Here is a 15,572-nt window from a genome sequence, read left to right on the forward strand (position 1 = left end):
CGGGGATCGTCCTCTCGACTCACAATGCCCCCGAAAGGCCGCCCAGACGAAGAAAAATCGATAACTGCCGCACATCGGCTTTGCGTGCACGCGGTAACGCCCTGAACCGACGCTTCAGTTCCCCTGCCGACGCGGTCATATGCCTGTCCGGGCTTTTGATTACAATTTGCAGTGGGCTGATAATCGTCGAGTAGACGCGTCCTCGATGACGTAGATGACGCCGCGTGAGCGTTTCGTATTCCTGCCTCGTAAAGGCAGCGTGAAGCGAATGGTAGTAGTCGTCGACCAACTCCTGACTCTCTCCCTCCGCCGCCCGGCTCACGAAATAGCGAATGGAATCCGGATGACGAAGCCGGCCGAAATCGTTGAAATAGACAGCACCATCCGGCTTGAGCACACGATCGATTTGAGCAAATGTCTTGTCCAGTGCTTCCACATCGGGAAGATGATGAAACGCCATGGACGACACCACAACGTCAACGCTCTTATCGTCGACGCCACTCAACGTCGTCATATCGCCGCAGAGCAGTTCGACATTGCTCACCCTTTTTGCCGCGAAACTACTCTCAGCTCTCGACAACATGGTTTGCGACATGTCCAAACCGACGAACTCCGATCGCGGATTCAGTTCGGCAAGCTGACCAAGCAGATTGCAGGGCCCGCAACCTACATCCAGGACGACCTCATCGGGTCGAATCATCCGGCACATTTGCGCAAGGTGATAGAGGTAGACCCCGGACAGCGCACCACTCTGGCGCCCACCGTTTGCATACGCATCGACCGACTCATCACCCTCCATGACCAGGCACGGCTCGGGTGTTCGAGGCAAAGATTTGCGCGCCGTGGTTTCGCGCACAATGGTTTTGAATAGTTCTGGTACGAACATCATGCTCCCCTCTACCGCTATTAACTCGCCAAGAGGCGAAGATCACCTGCACCACTCGCTCTCGAAGCAAACGACTCAATGCCCGGATACACGGCAGCGAGGTAGCGCCGAGCTTGCCGAGTCAGCGAAGTCATATCGACGCCGCATTCGGCCAGATACGATTTAACGTCGCCCTCCGACCATAGCGGCGGCGAAGACAGCGCAAACGGAATTTGCTCGAATCGCGGAAGGTGCACGCAATCCAGGACATCCTCGACAAAGAAGCGGTAGAGATTGGTACGACGTTCGGCGATCTCGATCTCCATGTCTCCACGGTCATAGGTATCGCGATAACGGATGGGCGCCGTCGTCAGATCGATGCGCAAAGGGGTCGACAGTGCCCGATTCAACGTCCCGTATTCCCGCGTCGGACCCAAGCACTCGAAAAGCAGTCCGTGGCAGTAGAACTCCCGCATTTTCGGATGCACCGCTATCACCAGATCCTCGATCAAGCGATGCCGACGGGCCCAACGGAACAACGCGTTGTAGAGCAACAGGGAGACGCCTCGCCCGCGCACATCTTGCGCGACCGACAGTGTGCTGACCTCGGCGAACCGCCGACCTGCATGGCGCAATGCGGCCACTTCGGCGGCATGGACCGTTTCCATAGGCAATCCAATGGGCGAGTCTTCCACGAGCGAAATGGTCCCCAGCACGCGCCCTGCCCGCTCGGCAATGAAGGTTGTCGTACCCGGTAAAACATGGTGGGGCGAGAACTTCATCCCGGATCGCGTGGGAACCGTGATGCCTCGCGCCACATAAGCGTCGTGCACCAAGCGAAACGCTTGCTCCCGTTGCAGGAAATTCGCGGCAAGACCAATCGTGATGCCGTCAAGCTCCGCTTCGCCAATCACCCATCGTCGCACCATCTCCCTGCGGTACATACCCGCTGGAATCAAGCGCCGCACCAAGGTATGTCGCGACGTGACACGGTCTCTCAGTATGTATGCGTTGACGTCCGGCTGAGCCGCGCCCCGCTCATTATTCAATTGCAACACCTGGCCCTCCTGGCCAATAGCTACTCCACCAGCAATCCACCCATCGATAGGCGCAGATCATCAACACACGCAAACAGGCAACGAAGGTGGATCGCGTCTCCATGCCTTCTGCGGGCCATGTGATTTGTCGACATATTGTATGGCGTCTAACGATATTCTCAACGGTGCTCGACCTTGTCAAGCGTCGTGTTTATTGACGATCTGCGCGGACTCCACAAGACGAGGTTTGTATCGTCAGGGAATACCAAATGAGCGTAGACATTCGTCAAACGTCAGAGACTGTGTCTACGGCCTCGGACCATCGCGCACAAGCCCCTCACAACTTGACCACCTGCATCACGCTCTATAAAGTTAGGCACCTTGTAATAAGGTGCGCTACCATCATATTTATGGAACAGAAATATCTGGCACTGTTGCATGAAGCGACACGCCGCAATGTCCCGAACCTTGACGGAATTCGCTTGTGCTTCCAGTTGCTTTCTCTGTCCACGGCCATTGATCGCGACTGCGCATCACTGCTCGCGCCGCATGGCCTTTCAGAAGGTCGTTTCGTAATCCTCTTCTTGCTCGATGCGGCAGGTGACGGGCTGGCGCCCAACGTGCTGGCCGAACAGGCGGGGGTCACGCGTGCGACCGTGACCGGCTTACTTGACGGGTTGGAGAAAGATGCATTGATCGAACGCACGGCTGACCTAAAAGATCGCCGCGCGCTTCTGATTCGTTTAACGCGCAAAGGCAAGCAGCTCGCCACGAAGATATTTGATCAGCACAGCCGGTGGATCGGCAGCTTGTTTGCCAACCTGACATCAAAGGAGCGCGAGCAACTTGCCACGTTGCTGGCGAAAGTCTCGGGCAACACTGGCGCGCAAACCGATACCGAGCCAACGGGGCGTCGGCAACGCGATTGATGAGGAGCTCAACATGTCGCATTACCTGGTGGAACTTTATTCGCCGTCGCCGGCCTGGGAGATTTTGTCAGACGATCACCGTCGTGTATTCCTTGACGGTATTGCCAAAGGTATGGCCGAACTCGGTACGCTAGGTATCGAGATGTTGACGTTGAGCGAAGTCGCCTCCGACGTCCCACGCTCTACGCATCACCGTTTCGTCGGCATCTGGCGCTTCCCTGACGCGACCGCTCGGGACGCTTTACTCCAGGGCATCCACGATAGCGGCTGGTATCGCTACTTCCATCACGTCAATGCCGCAACTCAGGAAGGCGAACTAGGCGAGCATCTGAATACGTTGGCGAGCTATCGCTAGAATCTCGGGCTTCGTGCCTGCCATGTAGGCCACGCCATGCGCGCCTGTCGTCTCGATCAATAATGTGGCCAATCGCCATACCGGTTGCTCGAAGGCTCGAATGGATGATGTACGGTCGACTGTACGCCTGTCCCCAGATCAGGCTCCGCGCCATGAAGCCCCTCACTTCACCACCGTTGCACTACTGACTGCCACCGCCCTGCGCACCGTCGGCACGGACGCCTTCGACTTCGCGATGCAGTTCGCGACCGACAACGACCTCCCCGTCGAGCTTCAGACCGCGCCCGCGCTGGCGGTGCGCTGAAACGCGGGCCGCGTTCGCGGCGCGCGTCCTTCCCGTTTTCCCGTTTCCCCGGTTGCGATGCACAGGTGCGCAGGCCGTCGCACACGCCTTTCCGGGCCTGTCCGGCTTCACTGTCAATCGTTAGACGATTGAAAGCATCGACACCCATCCCCTTCCGACAAGGGTTTCCAGCCGAGCCATCAAAAAAATTGATCGCGACGATGAAAATTATGCGTTTTCCTTGCAGGTCGCCGTGATGCATAGTTGCGTCGTGTTGACGCACCTTTGAGTCTTTCAGTCATGAACATGCGAATCGAGCCGTCCGTGCTCGCGAACCCCGACCTGCAATTTGCGACGCTTTCGTCAGGCATCAGCCTGCCGTATGTCGAGCGGGGCAGCGGTGCGCCGATGGTGTTCGTGCACGGCTCGCTGTGCGACTACCGCTACTGGGATCCGCAGCTCGCTGCGCTGTCGGCCCACTACCGCTGCATCGCGCCGAGCCTCAGCCATTACTGGCCGGCCGTCGAAGCGGGCATCCAGGACGAGTTCAGCTGGCAGAACCACGTCGACGAGCTCGCCGAGTTCATCGACGCGCTCGATCTCGGCCCCGTGCATCTGGTCGGCCACTCGCGCGGCGGCAGCGTCGCGTTCAACGTCGCGCGCCAGCATCCGCAACTCGTCGAATCGCTGACGCTCGCCGATCCGGGCGGCCCGCTGCAACAGCCGGGCGTGCACGAAGCCGCGCTGCCGGCCGCCGCGATCGCACTGCGCACGAAGGCCGTGAGCCTGATCGGGCAAGGCGACGTCGAAGCGGGCCTCGAGATGTTCGTCGATTCCGTGAGCCTGCCCGGCGCGTGGAAGAAAAGCACGTCGCGTTTCCGCACGATGGCGATCGACAACGCAAGCACGCTGCCGAAGCAGTTGCGCGACCCGCTGCCCGCGTACTCGCAGCACACGGCCGGCGACATCGCGTGCCGCACGCTGCTGATCGACGGCCAGCGCAGCCCGAAGATGTTCCGCCACAACGTCGATACGCTGACGCAGTGGATCGGCAATGCGCAACGGCAGACCGTCGCCGGCGCATCGCACGGGATGAACGCCGCGAGCCCCGCCGTGTTCAATCGTTACGTGCACGAGTTCGTCGCCGCGTAAGTTCTCTCGGGCGGCTATCGGCAGGTCACCCCGACCGACGTCCGCCCAGCGCGATAGCCGGACCGTTGCCGTCGGCATCGCTGCCGGCGCCCGTTTCAATCCACGAGTCGCCCGGGTGATACGTACTGCCATCGAAGCGCCAGTACGTCACCCGACGCTTGCCCATGCCGATGTCCGCTGCATGCGCACGCGCCGCCGCGCCACCGTTCACCAGACGACCGGCTCCGCCTTGCGCGTGACCGCATCCGGCAGTCCGAACACGCTGTCGAACGCCCAGTTGTACGCGAACGTGAAGATCGGGAAGAACACGATCAGCACCGCGTCGTACAGGAACGCCTGCAGCAGCGACACGTCGAGCCACCACGCGATCAACGGGATCAGGAACGTCACGAGCGCGACCTGGAAGCCGATCGCATGCAGCACGCGGCGGCCGACCGTGCGCGTCGTCGCCGCGCTGCGGCGCTCCCATGCCTCGAACGCGAGGTTGTACAGGAAATTGACGGTGACGCCCGTCGTCGAGATCATCACCCCCAGCAGGCCGCTCGCCGCCACGCTGGCGCCGCTCAGCATGCCCAGCACCGACGATGCGACCAGGATGCCGAGCACCTCGAACATCACGACGTAGACTATGCGTCTCTTCCACCCTTGCATGACCATCCACCTTCATCTCGAACAAGGTGGCGAGACTATCAGCGGGCCCCCGCTCGCCAAAGTCAGGTCCTTTCAATTTTTCTGACAGGAGGCGGCGCATGCTGACCAGCGACCACATCGACATGCTGCTGACCGTCGTCGACCAGGGCTCGTTCTCGGCGGCCGCGCGCGCGCTCGGCCGCACACCGTCGGCGATCAGCATGGCGATCGCGAACCTCGAGGCCGAACTCGACCTCGTGCTGTTCGACCGCGGCACGCGCGAACCGACGCCGACCGCCGCGATGGCCGCGCTGCTGCCCGATGCGCGCTCGATCGCCGAGCGGCTGCACGCGCTGCGCGCGCATGCGCAGCATTTGTCGGAAGGCGTCGAAGATACGTTGCGGCTCGGGCTCGCGGCCGAAATCGACGGCGCGCCGGTCGCCCGTGCACTGACGGCCGTGGCCGCGAAATATCCGGCGCTCGCGATCAGCATCGTCACGGCGCCGCAGGACGTGACCGTCGACGCGCTGCATCGCGGCGCCATCGATCTCTGTGTCGCGTACGGCGGGCTCGATCTTCATCCGCAGGAACAGATCCACGCGCTGTGGACCGAGACGCTCGTCGCGGTCGCCGCGCCGAGCCATCCGGCGATCGCCGAATGCGCGCAACCCGGGGCGATCGAGCGGCTGTCGGGCTTCCGCCAGATCGTGATCGCCGATCCCGAACGGCCGCTCACCGACGTGCGGCCGCTGATCGGCAACCGCACGTGGAAGGTGACCGACATGGCCACCGCGATCGCGCTGGTGAAGGCCGGGCATGGCTGGGCGAACCTGCCGGAATCGATCATCGACCGGTATGTGGCCGACGGCGAGCTCGCGCCGCTCGTGTTCGCGAACATCCGCAACGGGCTGCCGCTGCCCGTGTACCTGCGCCGGCCGAAACACACGGGGCTCGGCAAGGCGGCGAGCGAGCTGGTGCGGGCACTGCGGGCTGCCGCCGACAACACCTGAGCGCTGCGGCCAAGGCCGCGACATCGCGTGCCGCCGGTCGATCGCGGCCGGCGCGCGCGCACGGCGCCAGGTAAGAATCGAGTAAGTATCGCGGCCTACAGTTTGTTCGTTTTCGCGATGCCGTCGCGGTATCGGCTCGCTTGTCAGCAACCGCTCGCCAGATCAGACGAAAGGAGAACGCGTGGTCAGCCGGCCAGCCATGAAGGACGTCTGCGCGATTGCGCCGAATGGAAGCCACGTCAGCTGGCATCCGCCGCAGAAGTGGAGACGGCAGCCCGTCGCACCGTCGTTGGCCGCCGTCTCGATCGAGCACTACATCGCCGGCGCCACGGAAATCGTCGACCTGGAAACAACCGGCCCGATCCTCGGCATGTACCTGCAGGCGCCCGCGACGCTCGAAATGCGAACGAACGGCGGCCGGTGGGCGCCGACCCGCATCCGTGGGCCGCTAGCCTATGTGCCGCCTGGTTTTTCGTTTTCCGGCCGATGGTCCGACGAAATCGAGTGGATCTCCGTGCACTTCGACCCGTCATGGCTGTCGCGAACGGGCCTGCAGACCGACGTCTGGTTCGCGTCGGCAGCGCTCCGGATGGACGTGATCGACGACCTGCTCACACAGATCGTCCGCAGCCTCCATGAAGACGCCGTCGCGGGAATGCCGCAGGGCCCGACCTATGCGGAAGCGCTCGGGTCCGCCGCGTTGCACCGCATGCTGCACCTGGAGGCGCGGCCGCAGGCGAAGCAATATGCGCATGCCGGCATGATGCGCCAGGCCTCCGAGTACATCCGGGACAATTTCCAGGGCCCACTGACGCTGATGCTGGTGGCCGATGCCGTCGGCTATCCGGGCGATCTCTATTCGTTCATCCGGAGCTTCAGGAAAGCCAACGGGCTGACGCCGCACCAGTACATCATCGAGAGCCGCCTGCAGGCCGCGCGCCGCCTGATCGAGCGCGGACAATGCGACATCACGGAAGCCGCGCTCGACTGCGGCTTCTCGTCGGCCAGTCACTTTTCGGCGACGTTCCGCAAGCGGTGGGGTGTGTCGCCGTCGGAACTCAAGCCGCGTGCCGCGATCGTCACGCCAGAGGAAGCGACAAAATCCACAGGCCGCTGATCGTCAATGCGATCGTCAGCACGAGCAGCGGCAACTGGCCGACGATCGCCTTGCCGGCCACCCGCCCGCTCCGGATGACGATCGCGTGCGTGAGCATCACACTCAGGATGTGCCCGGCGAGAATCAGCAGCACCTGCGCATGCCAGATGTATCCGACATTGATGAGCGCCTGCGCCGCCGACACCTGATCCTCCGCCGCCGCTAACGGCAGCAGGGTCCAGCCGAGCCCGAGCGGATCGGACACGAGCCGGACGATCTGCCGGCCCTGATCCCAGAACAGCGTGAAGTAATGGCAGACGTTATAGAAGAACGCGATCGGCAGCAGGATCAGGCAGAACTGCCGCGAGAAAGACGCCCCGCCCGACGTTGACCGCATGCTGAGCGCGCCCAGTGTGCAGCAGCCACGGAACAGCAGATAGTACGCCACGCCGATGACCGCGAACGCGAGCCATTGCCACGTCAGCAGAATCTCCGCCGAAAACGCATAGTTTTTCCCGAACGACGGAAACAGGCCAACGATGTGCGGATAGATGCTGCGCCAGAAGAACGTGTTCCATGTTGCCGTATCGCGCAAGCCGTCGTAGGCCGTCGACGACAGCATGAACGACAGAAAGGCGACGATGCTTGTGTCCGCCGGTGCATCGCGCGACATGTCCGCGATCGGGTTCCCCGGTTCGACGATCACGTGACCGCTCGCGCCCCTGCTCCATTTCAGCGGCGACAGCTTCGCGCATAACCGGCACAACAAGCCGAACGTATCGCCGTGCGCGAGCCATCGCTCGCGCCCGAAGCAACAGGCGCCGATCAGTGCATACGCGACATACGCGATGATGAACAGGCTGACGTCTCGCGTCCGCCCCGCCCCGAACAGTTCCAGCGCGATGAGCGCGATGTAGCCGCCCAGCGCGGGCCAGGATGCCAGACGTGGCGGATAGCGATAGCGCCCGCGCTCCAGGACGGGGAAGCAACGCGCAGCGATTCGCAGCAGCAGCGCAAGCGGATTGGTAAAGGCGTGGACGTCGCCCAGTATCGCGCTGACATAGAGCGAACCCAGATAGAACCAGATCCAGAAGCCCGACATCGCCAGGTTCAGGAACGGGTTCGCGGTTCCCGCGATGCCGGCGACGATCAGGAGCACGACGAACGCCGCACTCGAGATTTGCCCGGCGTTCAAGATCGAAGCCGGAATTCGCAGCGCCTTCGTTCGTGCTCCCGATCGCGTTTCCGGACCGGGAACGCGCGCGCCCGGCGCAAACGCCAGGATCATGAAGGACACCATCAGCGTGCCCGTCGCGGCATAGGCATACAGCCACAGAGGCACCGGCAGGTAGTACGGAATATTCCATGCGTGGGCGCTCGCCGCGCCCGGCATGCACGCGAGGAGCCATGCAGGCCAACCGGCCAGCCATCCCCTTGGGCGCAGCGTGCGGGCGACGAGGCCGCCCCGCGCGTGCACCGATTCATGTGCCATATGCTCAGGCATGTCAGCGTCTTCCCGCTCAGTAGTCAGCAGACGAGACCCATCCCGTCACCTTCCAGCCTTCCCCATCGCGCTTCTCCGACACGACACCCACGGTGTCGTACGGCGAGTCGAGCAACTTGATGAGCGCAACGGCGCGCGGACTTCCATCGCCCGAACGCGGCAGCGGAAACACCAGGAAAGGCAGGACGGGGGACGGCTTGTCTCCCTCCACGATCAGCGGCAGCACGGCGTCGTTCAATGAACTGAACACTTCGAACGATGCGCGGTTGCGTGCCGGTGCGGACGAACGTGCAGTCGAATGCGTCGATCCTTCAGCGGCCAGATACGCGCCGTGATCCCTCAGCCGCCACCCGACGAGCGCGTCGACCAGCGCATCGTCGGGCTTGTGCCCGCGCCCGGCTGAAAGCGCGGGCAGCCAGCGCCTGTCGACCGGAGACGTCGTGACCCAGTCGCGGAAGAAGCGCGTGTAGAAATCGACGAGGTTGGGGTCGGCGCCGGCCTGCATCGCCGGCGGCAGCGGCGTTGGCAGGGCGCGCCGCCCATGCCATCGGACAGCTTTCCACCCTGGCCCGTCAGGCAGGCTGATGCCGTCGAGAAACGACGTATCCGCGATGCCGTTCGCGACGAACCAGTCCGACTTGGCCCGTTTCGTTCGCGCATCGGCAAAACCGGCAAGCCGTTGCCGCACTTGATCCCAAGGAGCCGCCTGCCGGCCCGCTCCATCGGGCTTCGGATACCTGATCATCTGCAGGTAGGTCGCCTTCGCCATCTCGTCCACATCGGCGGGCCGACGCCAGGTCAGCTCCGCCGCATGGCTCGACGGAGCACCTTGATCGAGCGGCGCCGCCATTGCCAGTCCGGCATCGCACGCGATCCCGTCACGACGCCTGTCCGGAACCGATGGCGTGCCGCGATGCGCCCACGAATCCTGCCACGCATGCAGCGCACGACCGAATTCGCCGAGCATGAACGCAGCCCTGCCGCCGCCGGCCCTGCCGAGCGCCGCGTCGACCGACGCGAGCGCGACCGGCCCGCCCGGCACGACGGTTCTGTCCCGCGCGTCGGCCGGCACCTTGCGCGTACCCGGATAGTGACGCACCTGGGCATCGTCTGCATCCGGAATAAAGCGCGACAGGCACGCGTACTGCAGCGGCGAGGTCATGTACTCGATCGACCCCGCATCGATGCGCTGGTCAGCGAGCGCAACCGCCTCGGCGTCGCGCGGCGCGAAGCCGGCCTGCCGCGCGAGCCACAGCGTGAGGCCGAAGTGCACGTCGGCCTCGAAACCCGCGCAGGTCAGCGGCATCGCGAGCGCCGCCGCGCAGACCAGCAAGCAACGGCTCACGCGCATCAATTGCCGATCTCCGTCGCCTTCGTGCTTTCGGGGAACGGCCAGCTGCCGTTCTCGAACGACAGGACAAGCATGCCGTTGTCCTGGCAAGCAGTGGTCAGCAAATGCCGGTCGAAGTCGAAATCGAGGCGCGATGCGCACCAGTCCGGCCCGCCTGCACGGTACTGGCCGAACATGAGATGCGCCGAGCCCGCACCCGGCGACTTAGCGGAAGCCGGGTTGTAGTAGGCGATCTCCTTCGGCTTCGACGGGTCGCGAATATCGAACACGCGAATGCCGGAGTTAAAGTAGCCGCACGCCAGCGCGGTCGCGTTTTGCCGGTTGTCGACGCTGCAGTAGTGCGCGCCGTATGTGAACGTGGACAGGCCCGCGATATCGGGAATGACCTTGCTGCAGTTCGCGATCGCATGCGTTTCGAGCCGCAGCTCCGACACCAGCCGCGGCGCGGCTTCACTCGACATGTCGTAGATATGCCCCATCGGGAACGGCGCGACGCCGGCATTGCACGCCGCCTTGACGGCCGTCGCGCCCGGGTCCTGCAGGCCGCCGGCTCCGCCTTCGTCGACTTCGATCAGATACGGTTTCCCCGCCACGGCGAACGAGATCGTGTGTTGTGCAATGCTGCCGTCCCGCACCGGCACCGTCGCGATCCGATGCATCTGCGCATTGGGACGCCGGCTCTGCACTTCGCTGGTATCGACGACGAAGAAACCGTTGTCGCCGGTCGCGTTCATGTCGTTCAGCGGCGGCGCGCCCATGCCGATGGCCGTGCCGCCGTTGCCCGACGCGACGAAGTACGCGCGGGTTCCGTCCTGGCTCACCGACAGGCCGTGCGAAATGTTACCCATGCCCAGATCCGCCACGCTGATCGCGGAGATCATCTTCGGCCGGGTCGGCACGGTCAGGTCGATCGCGTAATAGGCTTTCGCGAAGGCGCCGCCGACGTAGTACGTCAACCCGTCCGGCGAGAATCCCCCTTCGTGGCCCAGCGGCTTGGTGACCGGCACGATACCGCCGTCCGCGCCGGTGCCGACGGGCACGCTGGCCAGCAGTTGCGGCCGTGTGCAATCCGAAGCAATGTCGTACAGGTCGATCTCGGGGCCGCCGCCACCGCCGAGCCCGTTGTCGGCGGCCAGAATCCCGCGCGCGACGTTCACGCGCAGCGACTCCCACGGATCGATCATCGACGTCGACGTCAGCGAACTCACGCGCACCGGCTGCGCCGGGTTGGTGATATCGATCACCGGTACGCCGGGATTCACGCGCGGCGGTGCGTCGGGATTGTTGAAAAGCGCGTTGGCGCCCATCGTCGCGTGATAGAAGCAGGTCTGGCCTTTCTTGTCCGTGTAGGTGGCGGCCGACCACGACGCGCCTTCGCCCTGAATCTGGCTGACGCGCTTCAAGTTGCAGTTGAAGCCGCCAAACCCGGCCTGCCGAAGCGCGGCCGGCACCTGTCCTTGCAACGCGGTCTCGGGCGTGTCGCCCTGACTGCAGCTCGGCACGCGCGGCACGACATAGTCGGCCACGGATACGCTGGTGGTGGCGGCCGGCGTGTCGTCGGCTTCTCCGCCGCAGCCGGCCAGCACGGAACTGGCGAGCGACAGCGCGATCGCTGCGCGAATCGGAAATTGCATCGTTGTCTCCTTCCGTCTTGTTTGTCGTGATGAGATTGCGTTACGGTCACGGCCCCGGATAGATTTCGATCACGGCGACCTCGATCGTGTCGCCTGTGCGGCTGTGGAAATGCAGCGAGAAACGCCCGGTGATGCCGATCGGCAGGATGTCCAGCGACTGCGCGCTCCCGGACGCGCATGCCGCGAACGCGCCCGGTATTTCATGCGCCATCAGTACGCCGGCTTCCTTGGCACGCACGTCGATGTGCACTGGCACGCCTTCGCGCATCGAGATCACGGGCCGCTCCCACGGCGCCCTGGCGCTATCCACGTCGACGGAGAAATGCTGCTGCTCCGGCGGCGCCGGCGCTGCCCGCGACACATGCCTCGCAACGCCGTAAGCCAGCATCAGCGTCGCGGCAATCGCGATCCATGCCGGCGCCCGGCTTCGCCGCAGCAGGCGCCCTGGCTCGTTGCTCGTGCTTCGTTCCATCAGCGTTCACGCCACACGATGTGGCTCCGTCAAGCCGCCCGCCAATCGGGCGGAATCGATAGCGATGGATGGTAGTGACCGGTGCGGCGGCGAGATATCGGCTTATTGCGGACTGTCGAGAAATTGCGTACCGAGTAACCCGAGTAATCCGGGTAGCCGCGACGGATGAAGGGCCGCACCGAGGTCGTTTCGGCGGGTGGCGAGAAAGCAGACGGGAGCCTGCCGCGACGTGTCGCACGGGGGTCGCATCGATGCCGGCGACGGACTGCCTGTCGGCGGTGCCCAGGATGCCGTCACGCGGTAGTCTAACCAAGACTCACGCGGCCAGCGGCGGCTGCAGGCAACGACAAGTAACCGGTGCGGCGGCGATCGCCGCCGCACCGTCGGTCAACGCTTGAGGGATCGACCGTTAGTTGCAGTTAATTGCAGTCAATGCGAAGCCGCAGCAGCAGCCGCACTCTGGATCGAATCGACGAGCGACGCGTTGTCGTACCGCCGCCCGGCAATGCCCCATCCGCCATCGACGGCATGCACGACGTTCACCCACACTTGCGCGGGCGTCAGCCGCCCGCCCGCTCGATGCAGCACGATCTCGGTCGCCCGTTCGACGAATTGCCGCTGCTTGTCGGGCGCCGCGAGCGCCACCGCCGGCAGCTTCAGCTCGACGAAGGCGGCAGGCTCCGCGCGGCCATGCACGAAGGTCCGGTGCCGCGGCAGCACGTTGAGCGTGCCGACCACGTTCGGCGCCAGAAACCCGTTCCCGGTCAATCCTTCGACATCCAGCAGCGCATCGGTCAACTCGGCAAACACCGGCCCCTCGTCGTCCGGCGTGAAAACCCCTTCGGAAACTGTCAACGTAATCGGCATCGCACGTTCTCCTGGTCAGGTCATCGGAATCGTGACGTGATATAAAGATCAGTCACTCTCTATACATTAGACACCGATCGCTCTCTATTCAAGGGATAAAGAGCGATTGCTCTGAAGCGAGCCTGTCATGCGTTATTCCGTCGAGCACAAGCACGAAACCCGCACGCGCATTCTCGAAGCCGCGAGCCGCCTGTTCCGCCAGGAGGGCTATGGTGGTTCTGGCATCGGTCCGCTGACGAAGGCGGCCGGCGTCACCAACGGCGCGTTCTACGGGCATTTCAAGACGAAGGGCGAAGCGTTCCGCCAGGTCGTCCTTGATGGCCTCGATCAGCTCCGGCAAGGCGTCGCGACGTTCAAGGCCGAGCATGGCGCGCGCTGGCGCCGCTCGTTCGTGTCGTTCTATCTCGGGCCCCGGCGCACCTGCGCGCTCGGCGAGAGCTGTGCGCTGCCGAGCCTGTCACCCGAGGTGATGCGCGCCGACGACGACACGCGCGACGCATATGAACAAGCGTTGCGGCAGATCGTCGACGAGGTGTCCTCCGGGCTCGGCGACACGCCCGACGACGACCGCGCGATCGCATTTCTCGCCTTGCTGTCGGGCGGCGTCACGCTTGCGCGCGCGGTGCGCGATCCCGACCTGGCACAACGCATCGCCGATGCGGTCGGCCGCTATGCGGTGGTGATCGCCGAGCGCACGGACGTGAAGCCCGACGAACAGCCGTAACGCGCCGCCAACAAAAAACCCCGATCCGCATTGCCACGGATCGGGGTTCTTCTTCGATCAGCCCTATCAGCCATATCGGCCCTATCGGCCACCGGCTTGACCGCCCTTGACGGGCCGCCGCATCATCGCGCGGCGACTTCCGCCTTGACGGACGCCGCATCGCCGACCGCCGTCGGCGCGGCACCCCATCCGCCGCCGAGCGCGCGGATCAGGTTGACGGTCGACACGGCCTGCGCACCGGTGAGCTGGTTCGCCTGCAGTTGCGACTGCAGCACCGAGCGCTCGCTGTCGATGACGTCGAGATAGGCGACTTCCCCTTCCTGATACTGCGTGCGCGACAACGTCGCCGCGCGCCGCGACGCATTGACGGCCGCATCCTGCGCGCGGATCTGGTCGTCGAGCAGGCGCAGGTCGGCGAGATTGTCCTCGACCTCGCGGAACGCGACGAGCACCTGCTGCCGGTAGTTCGCGACCTGCTCGTCGTACTGCGCGCGCGCCTGCTGCACGCCGGCCGCACGGCGTCCGCCGTCGAACAGCGGCAGCGTCAGCGCGGTGCCCGCGAACGGCCCGAGCAGGAACGTGCGGCTCGACCACAGGAACAGGTTGCCGAGCGTCGACGCCTCATAGCCGAACGCCCCCGTGATGTCGAGCTTCGGGAAATACGCCGACTTCGCGAGGCCGATCCGCGCGTTCGCCGCCGCCATCGCGCGCTCGGCCGCCGACACGTCCGGACGGCGTTCGAGCAGCGCGGACGGCAGGCCCGGCGGCACCTTCACCGCGACCGGCACGATCGGCGTTTCCTTGAATGCGAAGTCCGCGGGCGCCTTGCCGAGCAGGATCGCGAGCGCATGCTCGGATGCCGCGCGCCGGCGCGCGACGCCGACCGCATCGGCCTGCGCGCTGGCCAGCTCGTTCTTCGCGCGCGACACGTCGAGCTCGCTGATGTCGCCTTCGTTGAAGCGGCGCTGCACGAGCTTCAGTGCCTGCTCGCGCAACTCCACCGTGCGACGGTACAGGTCCTGGTCGGAGTCGAGCTGGCGCAGTTCGAAATAGTTCTGCGCGACGTCCGCCTGCAGCGCGAGCTGCACCGAACGGAACAGCGCTTCGCTCTGCGCCTGGTCGGCACGCGACGCCTCGACGTTGCGGCCGACACGGCCGAACAGGTCGGCTTCGTAGGACACCGTACCCTGCGCGCGCCACAGCGTCGCGTTGGTCGGGCCCGTGCCCTGCGGCTGGAACTGCGACGCCGACGACAGCCCTTCGCGCGTCGGCCCGAACCCGGCGCCGACCTGCGGGAACCATTGCGAGCGCGCCGAACGCGTCGCCGCGCGTGCTTCCTCGACCCGCGCGGCCGCGGCCTTCAGGTTCTGGTTCGCGGCGAGCGCCTGGGTCTCGAGCGAGTCGAGCACCGGATCGCCGAACACCTTCCACCATTCGCCGCGATGTTCGCCGTCCGCCGGCTCGGCCGTCTTCCATGTGCCGGCCTGCTCGCCGGCGGCGAGCGTCGGCGCTTCCTTGAACGCGGCGGGCACCGCCGCGTCCGGGCGCTTGTAGTCGGGGCCCACCGCGCACGCGGCGAGCAGCGTCGCGAGCAGGGTGCTCGCGGCCGCCACCTTCGCGAAGCGCATCAGGCCGTTCGTGTTGTGCATGTTGTCCATCTTTT

16 protein-coding genes are annotated in these 15,572 nt (G+C 64.7%); 7 read left to right on the forward strand and 9 right to left on the reverse strand.

Features of this window, described 5'->3' with window-relative positions:
* Positions 1 to 19 precede the first annotated feature (19 nt).
* Complete coding sequence (locus AB3K92_RS06070) at positions 20 to 889, reverse strand: class I SAM-dependent methyltransferase (protein WP_196482544.1); 870 nt, start codon at positions 887 to 889, stop codon at positions 20 to 22.
* Positions 890 to 906: 17 nt separating this feature from the next.
* Complete coding sequence (locus AB3K92_RS06075) at positions 907 to 1,923, reverse strand: GNAT family N-acetyltransferase (RefSeq protein ID WP_369464665.1); 1,017 nt, start codon at positions 1,921 to 1,923, stop codon at positions 907 to 909.
* 383 nt (positions 1,924 to 2,306) lie between these two features.
* Here AB3K92_RS06075 and AB3K92_RS06080 point away from each other — a divergent pair, with 383 nt between their 5' ends.
* From AB3K92_RS06080 to AB3K92_RS06095, 4 genes are all read left to right on the forward strand, one after another.
* Positions 2,307 to 2,831, forward strand: coding sequence for a MarR family winged helix-turn-helix transcriptional regulator (locus AB3K92_RS06080; RefSeq protein WP_060127895.1), 525 nt, complete (start codon positions 2,307 to 2,309; stop codon positions 2,829 to 2,831).
* Positions 2,832 to 2,844: 13 nt separating this feature from the next.
* Positions 2,845 to 3,186 (forward strand): DUF6616 family protein, encoded by a 342-nt coding sequence (locus tag AB3K92_RS06085; protein WP_060233812.1) that lies wholly within the window; start codon positions 2,845 to 2,847, stop codon positions 3,184 to 3,186.
* A gap of 100 nt (positions 3,187 to 3,286) precedes the next feature.
* Positions 3,287 to 3,490, forward strand: coding sequence for a hypothetical protein (locus AB3K92_RS06090; protein ID WP_369465802.1), 204 nt, complete (start codon positions 3,287 to 3,289; stop codon positions 3,488 to 3,490).
* A gap of 279 nt (positions 3,491 to 3,769) precedes the next feature.
* Positions 3,770 to 4,621, forward strand: coding sequence for an alpha/beta fold hydrolase (locus tag AB3K92_RS06095; RefSeq protein ID WP_369464666.1), 852 nt, complete (start codon positions 3,770 to 3,772; stop codon positions 4,619 to 4,621).
* A 207-nt stretch (positions 4,622 to 4,828) separates the two neighbouring features.
* Here AB3K92_RS06095 and AB3K92_RS06100 read toward each other — a convergent pair whose 3' ends face one another.
* Positions 4,829 to 5,272: a PACE efflux transporter gene (locus AB3K92_RS06100; RefSeq protein WP_059621457.1), complete on the reverse strand. Its 444-nt coding sequence runs from the start codon at positions 5,270 to 5,272 to the stop codon at positions 4,829 to 4,831.
* 98 nt (positions 5,273 to 5,370) lie between these two features.
* Here AB3K92_RS06100 and AB3K92_RS06105 point away from each other — a divergent pair, with 98 nt between their 5' ends.
* Entirely contained in the window at positions 5,371 to 6,261 is an 891-nt protein-coding gene (locus AB3K92_RS06105; RefSeq protein ID WP_124923853.1) for a LysR family transcriptional regulator, read from the forward strand.
* 199 nt (positions 6,262 to 6,460) lie between these two features.
* Positions 6,461 to 7,378 carry an AraC family transcriptional regulator gene (locus AB3K92_RS06110; protein WP_220497764.1) on the forward strand — a complete coding sequence of 306 codons (918 nt, stop codon included), beginning with the start codon at positions 6,461 to 6,463 and terminating at the stop codon, positions 7,376 to 7,378.
* Here the strand turns inward: AB3K92_RS06110 and AB3K92_RS06115 are convergent.
* From AB3K92_RS06115 to AB3K92_RS06135, 5 genes are all read right to left on the reverse strand, one after another.
* Positions 7,341 to 8,861, reverse strand: a complete 1,521-nt coding sequence (locus tag AB3K92_RS06115; RefSeq protein WP_059487413.1) for a hypothetical protein — start codon at positions 8,859 to 8,861, stop codon at positions 7,341 to 7,343. The genes AB3K92_RS06110 and AB3K92_RS06115 overlap by 38 nt on opposite strands.
* 16 nt (positions 8,862 to 8,877) lie before the next feature.
* Positions 8,878 to 10,212, reverse strand: coding sequence for a DUF6765 family protein (locus AB3K92_RS06120; RefSeq protein ID WP_059487415.1), 1,335 nt, complete (start codon positions 10,210 to 10,212; stop codon positions 8,878 to 8,880).
* A complete protein-coding gene (locus AB3K92_RS06125; protein ID WP_124923854.1) occupies positions 10,212 to 11,846 on the reverse strand; it encodes an LVIVD repeat-containing protein in 1,635 nt (544 codons plus the stop codon). Before AB3K92_RS06125 ends, AB3K92_RS06120 begins: the two co-directional genes overlap by 1 nt.
* A gap of 46 nt (positions 11,847 to 11,892) precedes the next feature.
* A complete protein-coding gene (locus tag AB3K92_RS06130; RefSeq protein WP_369464668.1) occupies positions 11,893 to 12,318 on the reverse strand; it encodes a hypothetical protein in 426 nt (141 codons plus the stop codon).
* 429 nt (positions 12,319 to 12,747) lie between these two features.
* Entirely contained in the window at positions 12,748 to 13,185 is a 438-nt protein-coding gene (locus AB3K92_RS06135) for a hypothetical protein (protein ID WP_059487421.1), read from the reverse strand.
* A gap of 127 nt (positions 13,186 to 13,312) precedes the next feature.
* On the opposite strand from AB3K92_RS06135, the gene AB3K92_RS06140 reads away from it, so the two are divergent.
* Positions 13,313 to 13,909: a TetR/AcrR family transcriptional regulator gene (locus AB3K92_RS06140; protein ID WP_124923856.1), complete on the forward strand. Its 597-nt coding sequence runs from the start codon at positions 13,313 to 13,315 to the stop codon at positions 13,907 to 13,909.
* A gap of 122 nt (positions 13,910 to 14,031) precedes the next feature.
* Here AB3K92_RS06140 and opcM read toward each other — a convergent pair whose 3' ends face one another.
* Positions 14,032 to 15,567 carry a multidrug efflux transporter outer membrane subunit OpcM gene (opcM, locus tag AB3K92_RS06145; RefSeq protein WP_021156402.1) on the reverse strand — a complete coding sequence of 512 codons (1,536 nt, stop codon included), beginning with the start codon at positions 15,565 to 15,567 and terminating at the stop codon, positions 14,032 to 14,034.
* Positions 15,568 to 15,572: the final 5 nt, after the last annotated feature.

Source organism: Burkholderia sp. Bmkn7, from assembly GCF_041103175.1.
In the GTDB taxonomy this organism is placed as follows: domain Bacteria; phylum Pseudomonadota; class Gammaproteobacteria; order Burkholderiales; family Burkholderiaceae; genus Burkholderia; species Burkholderia cepacia.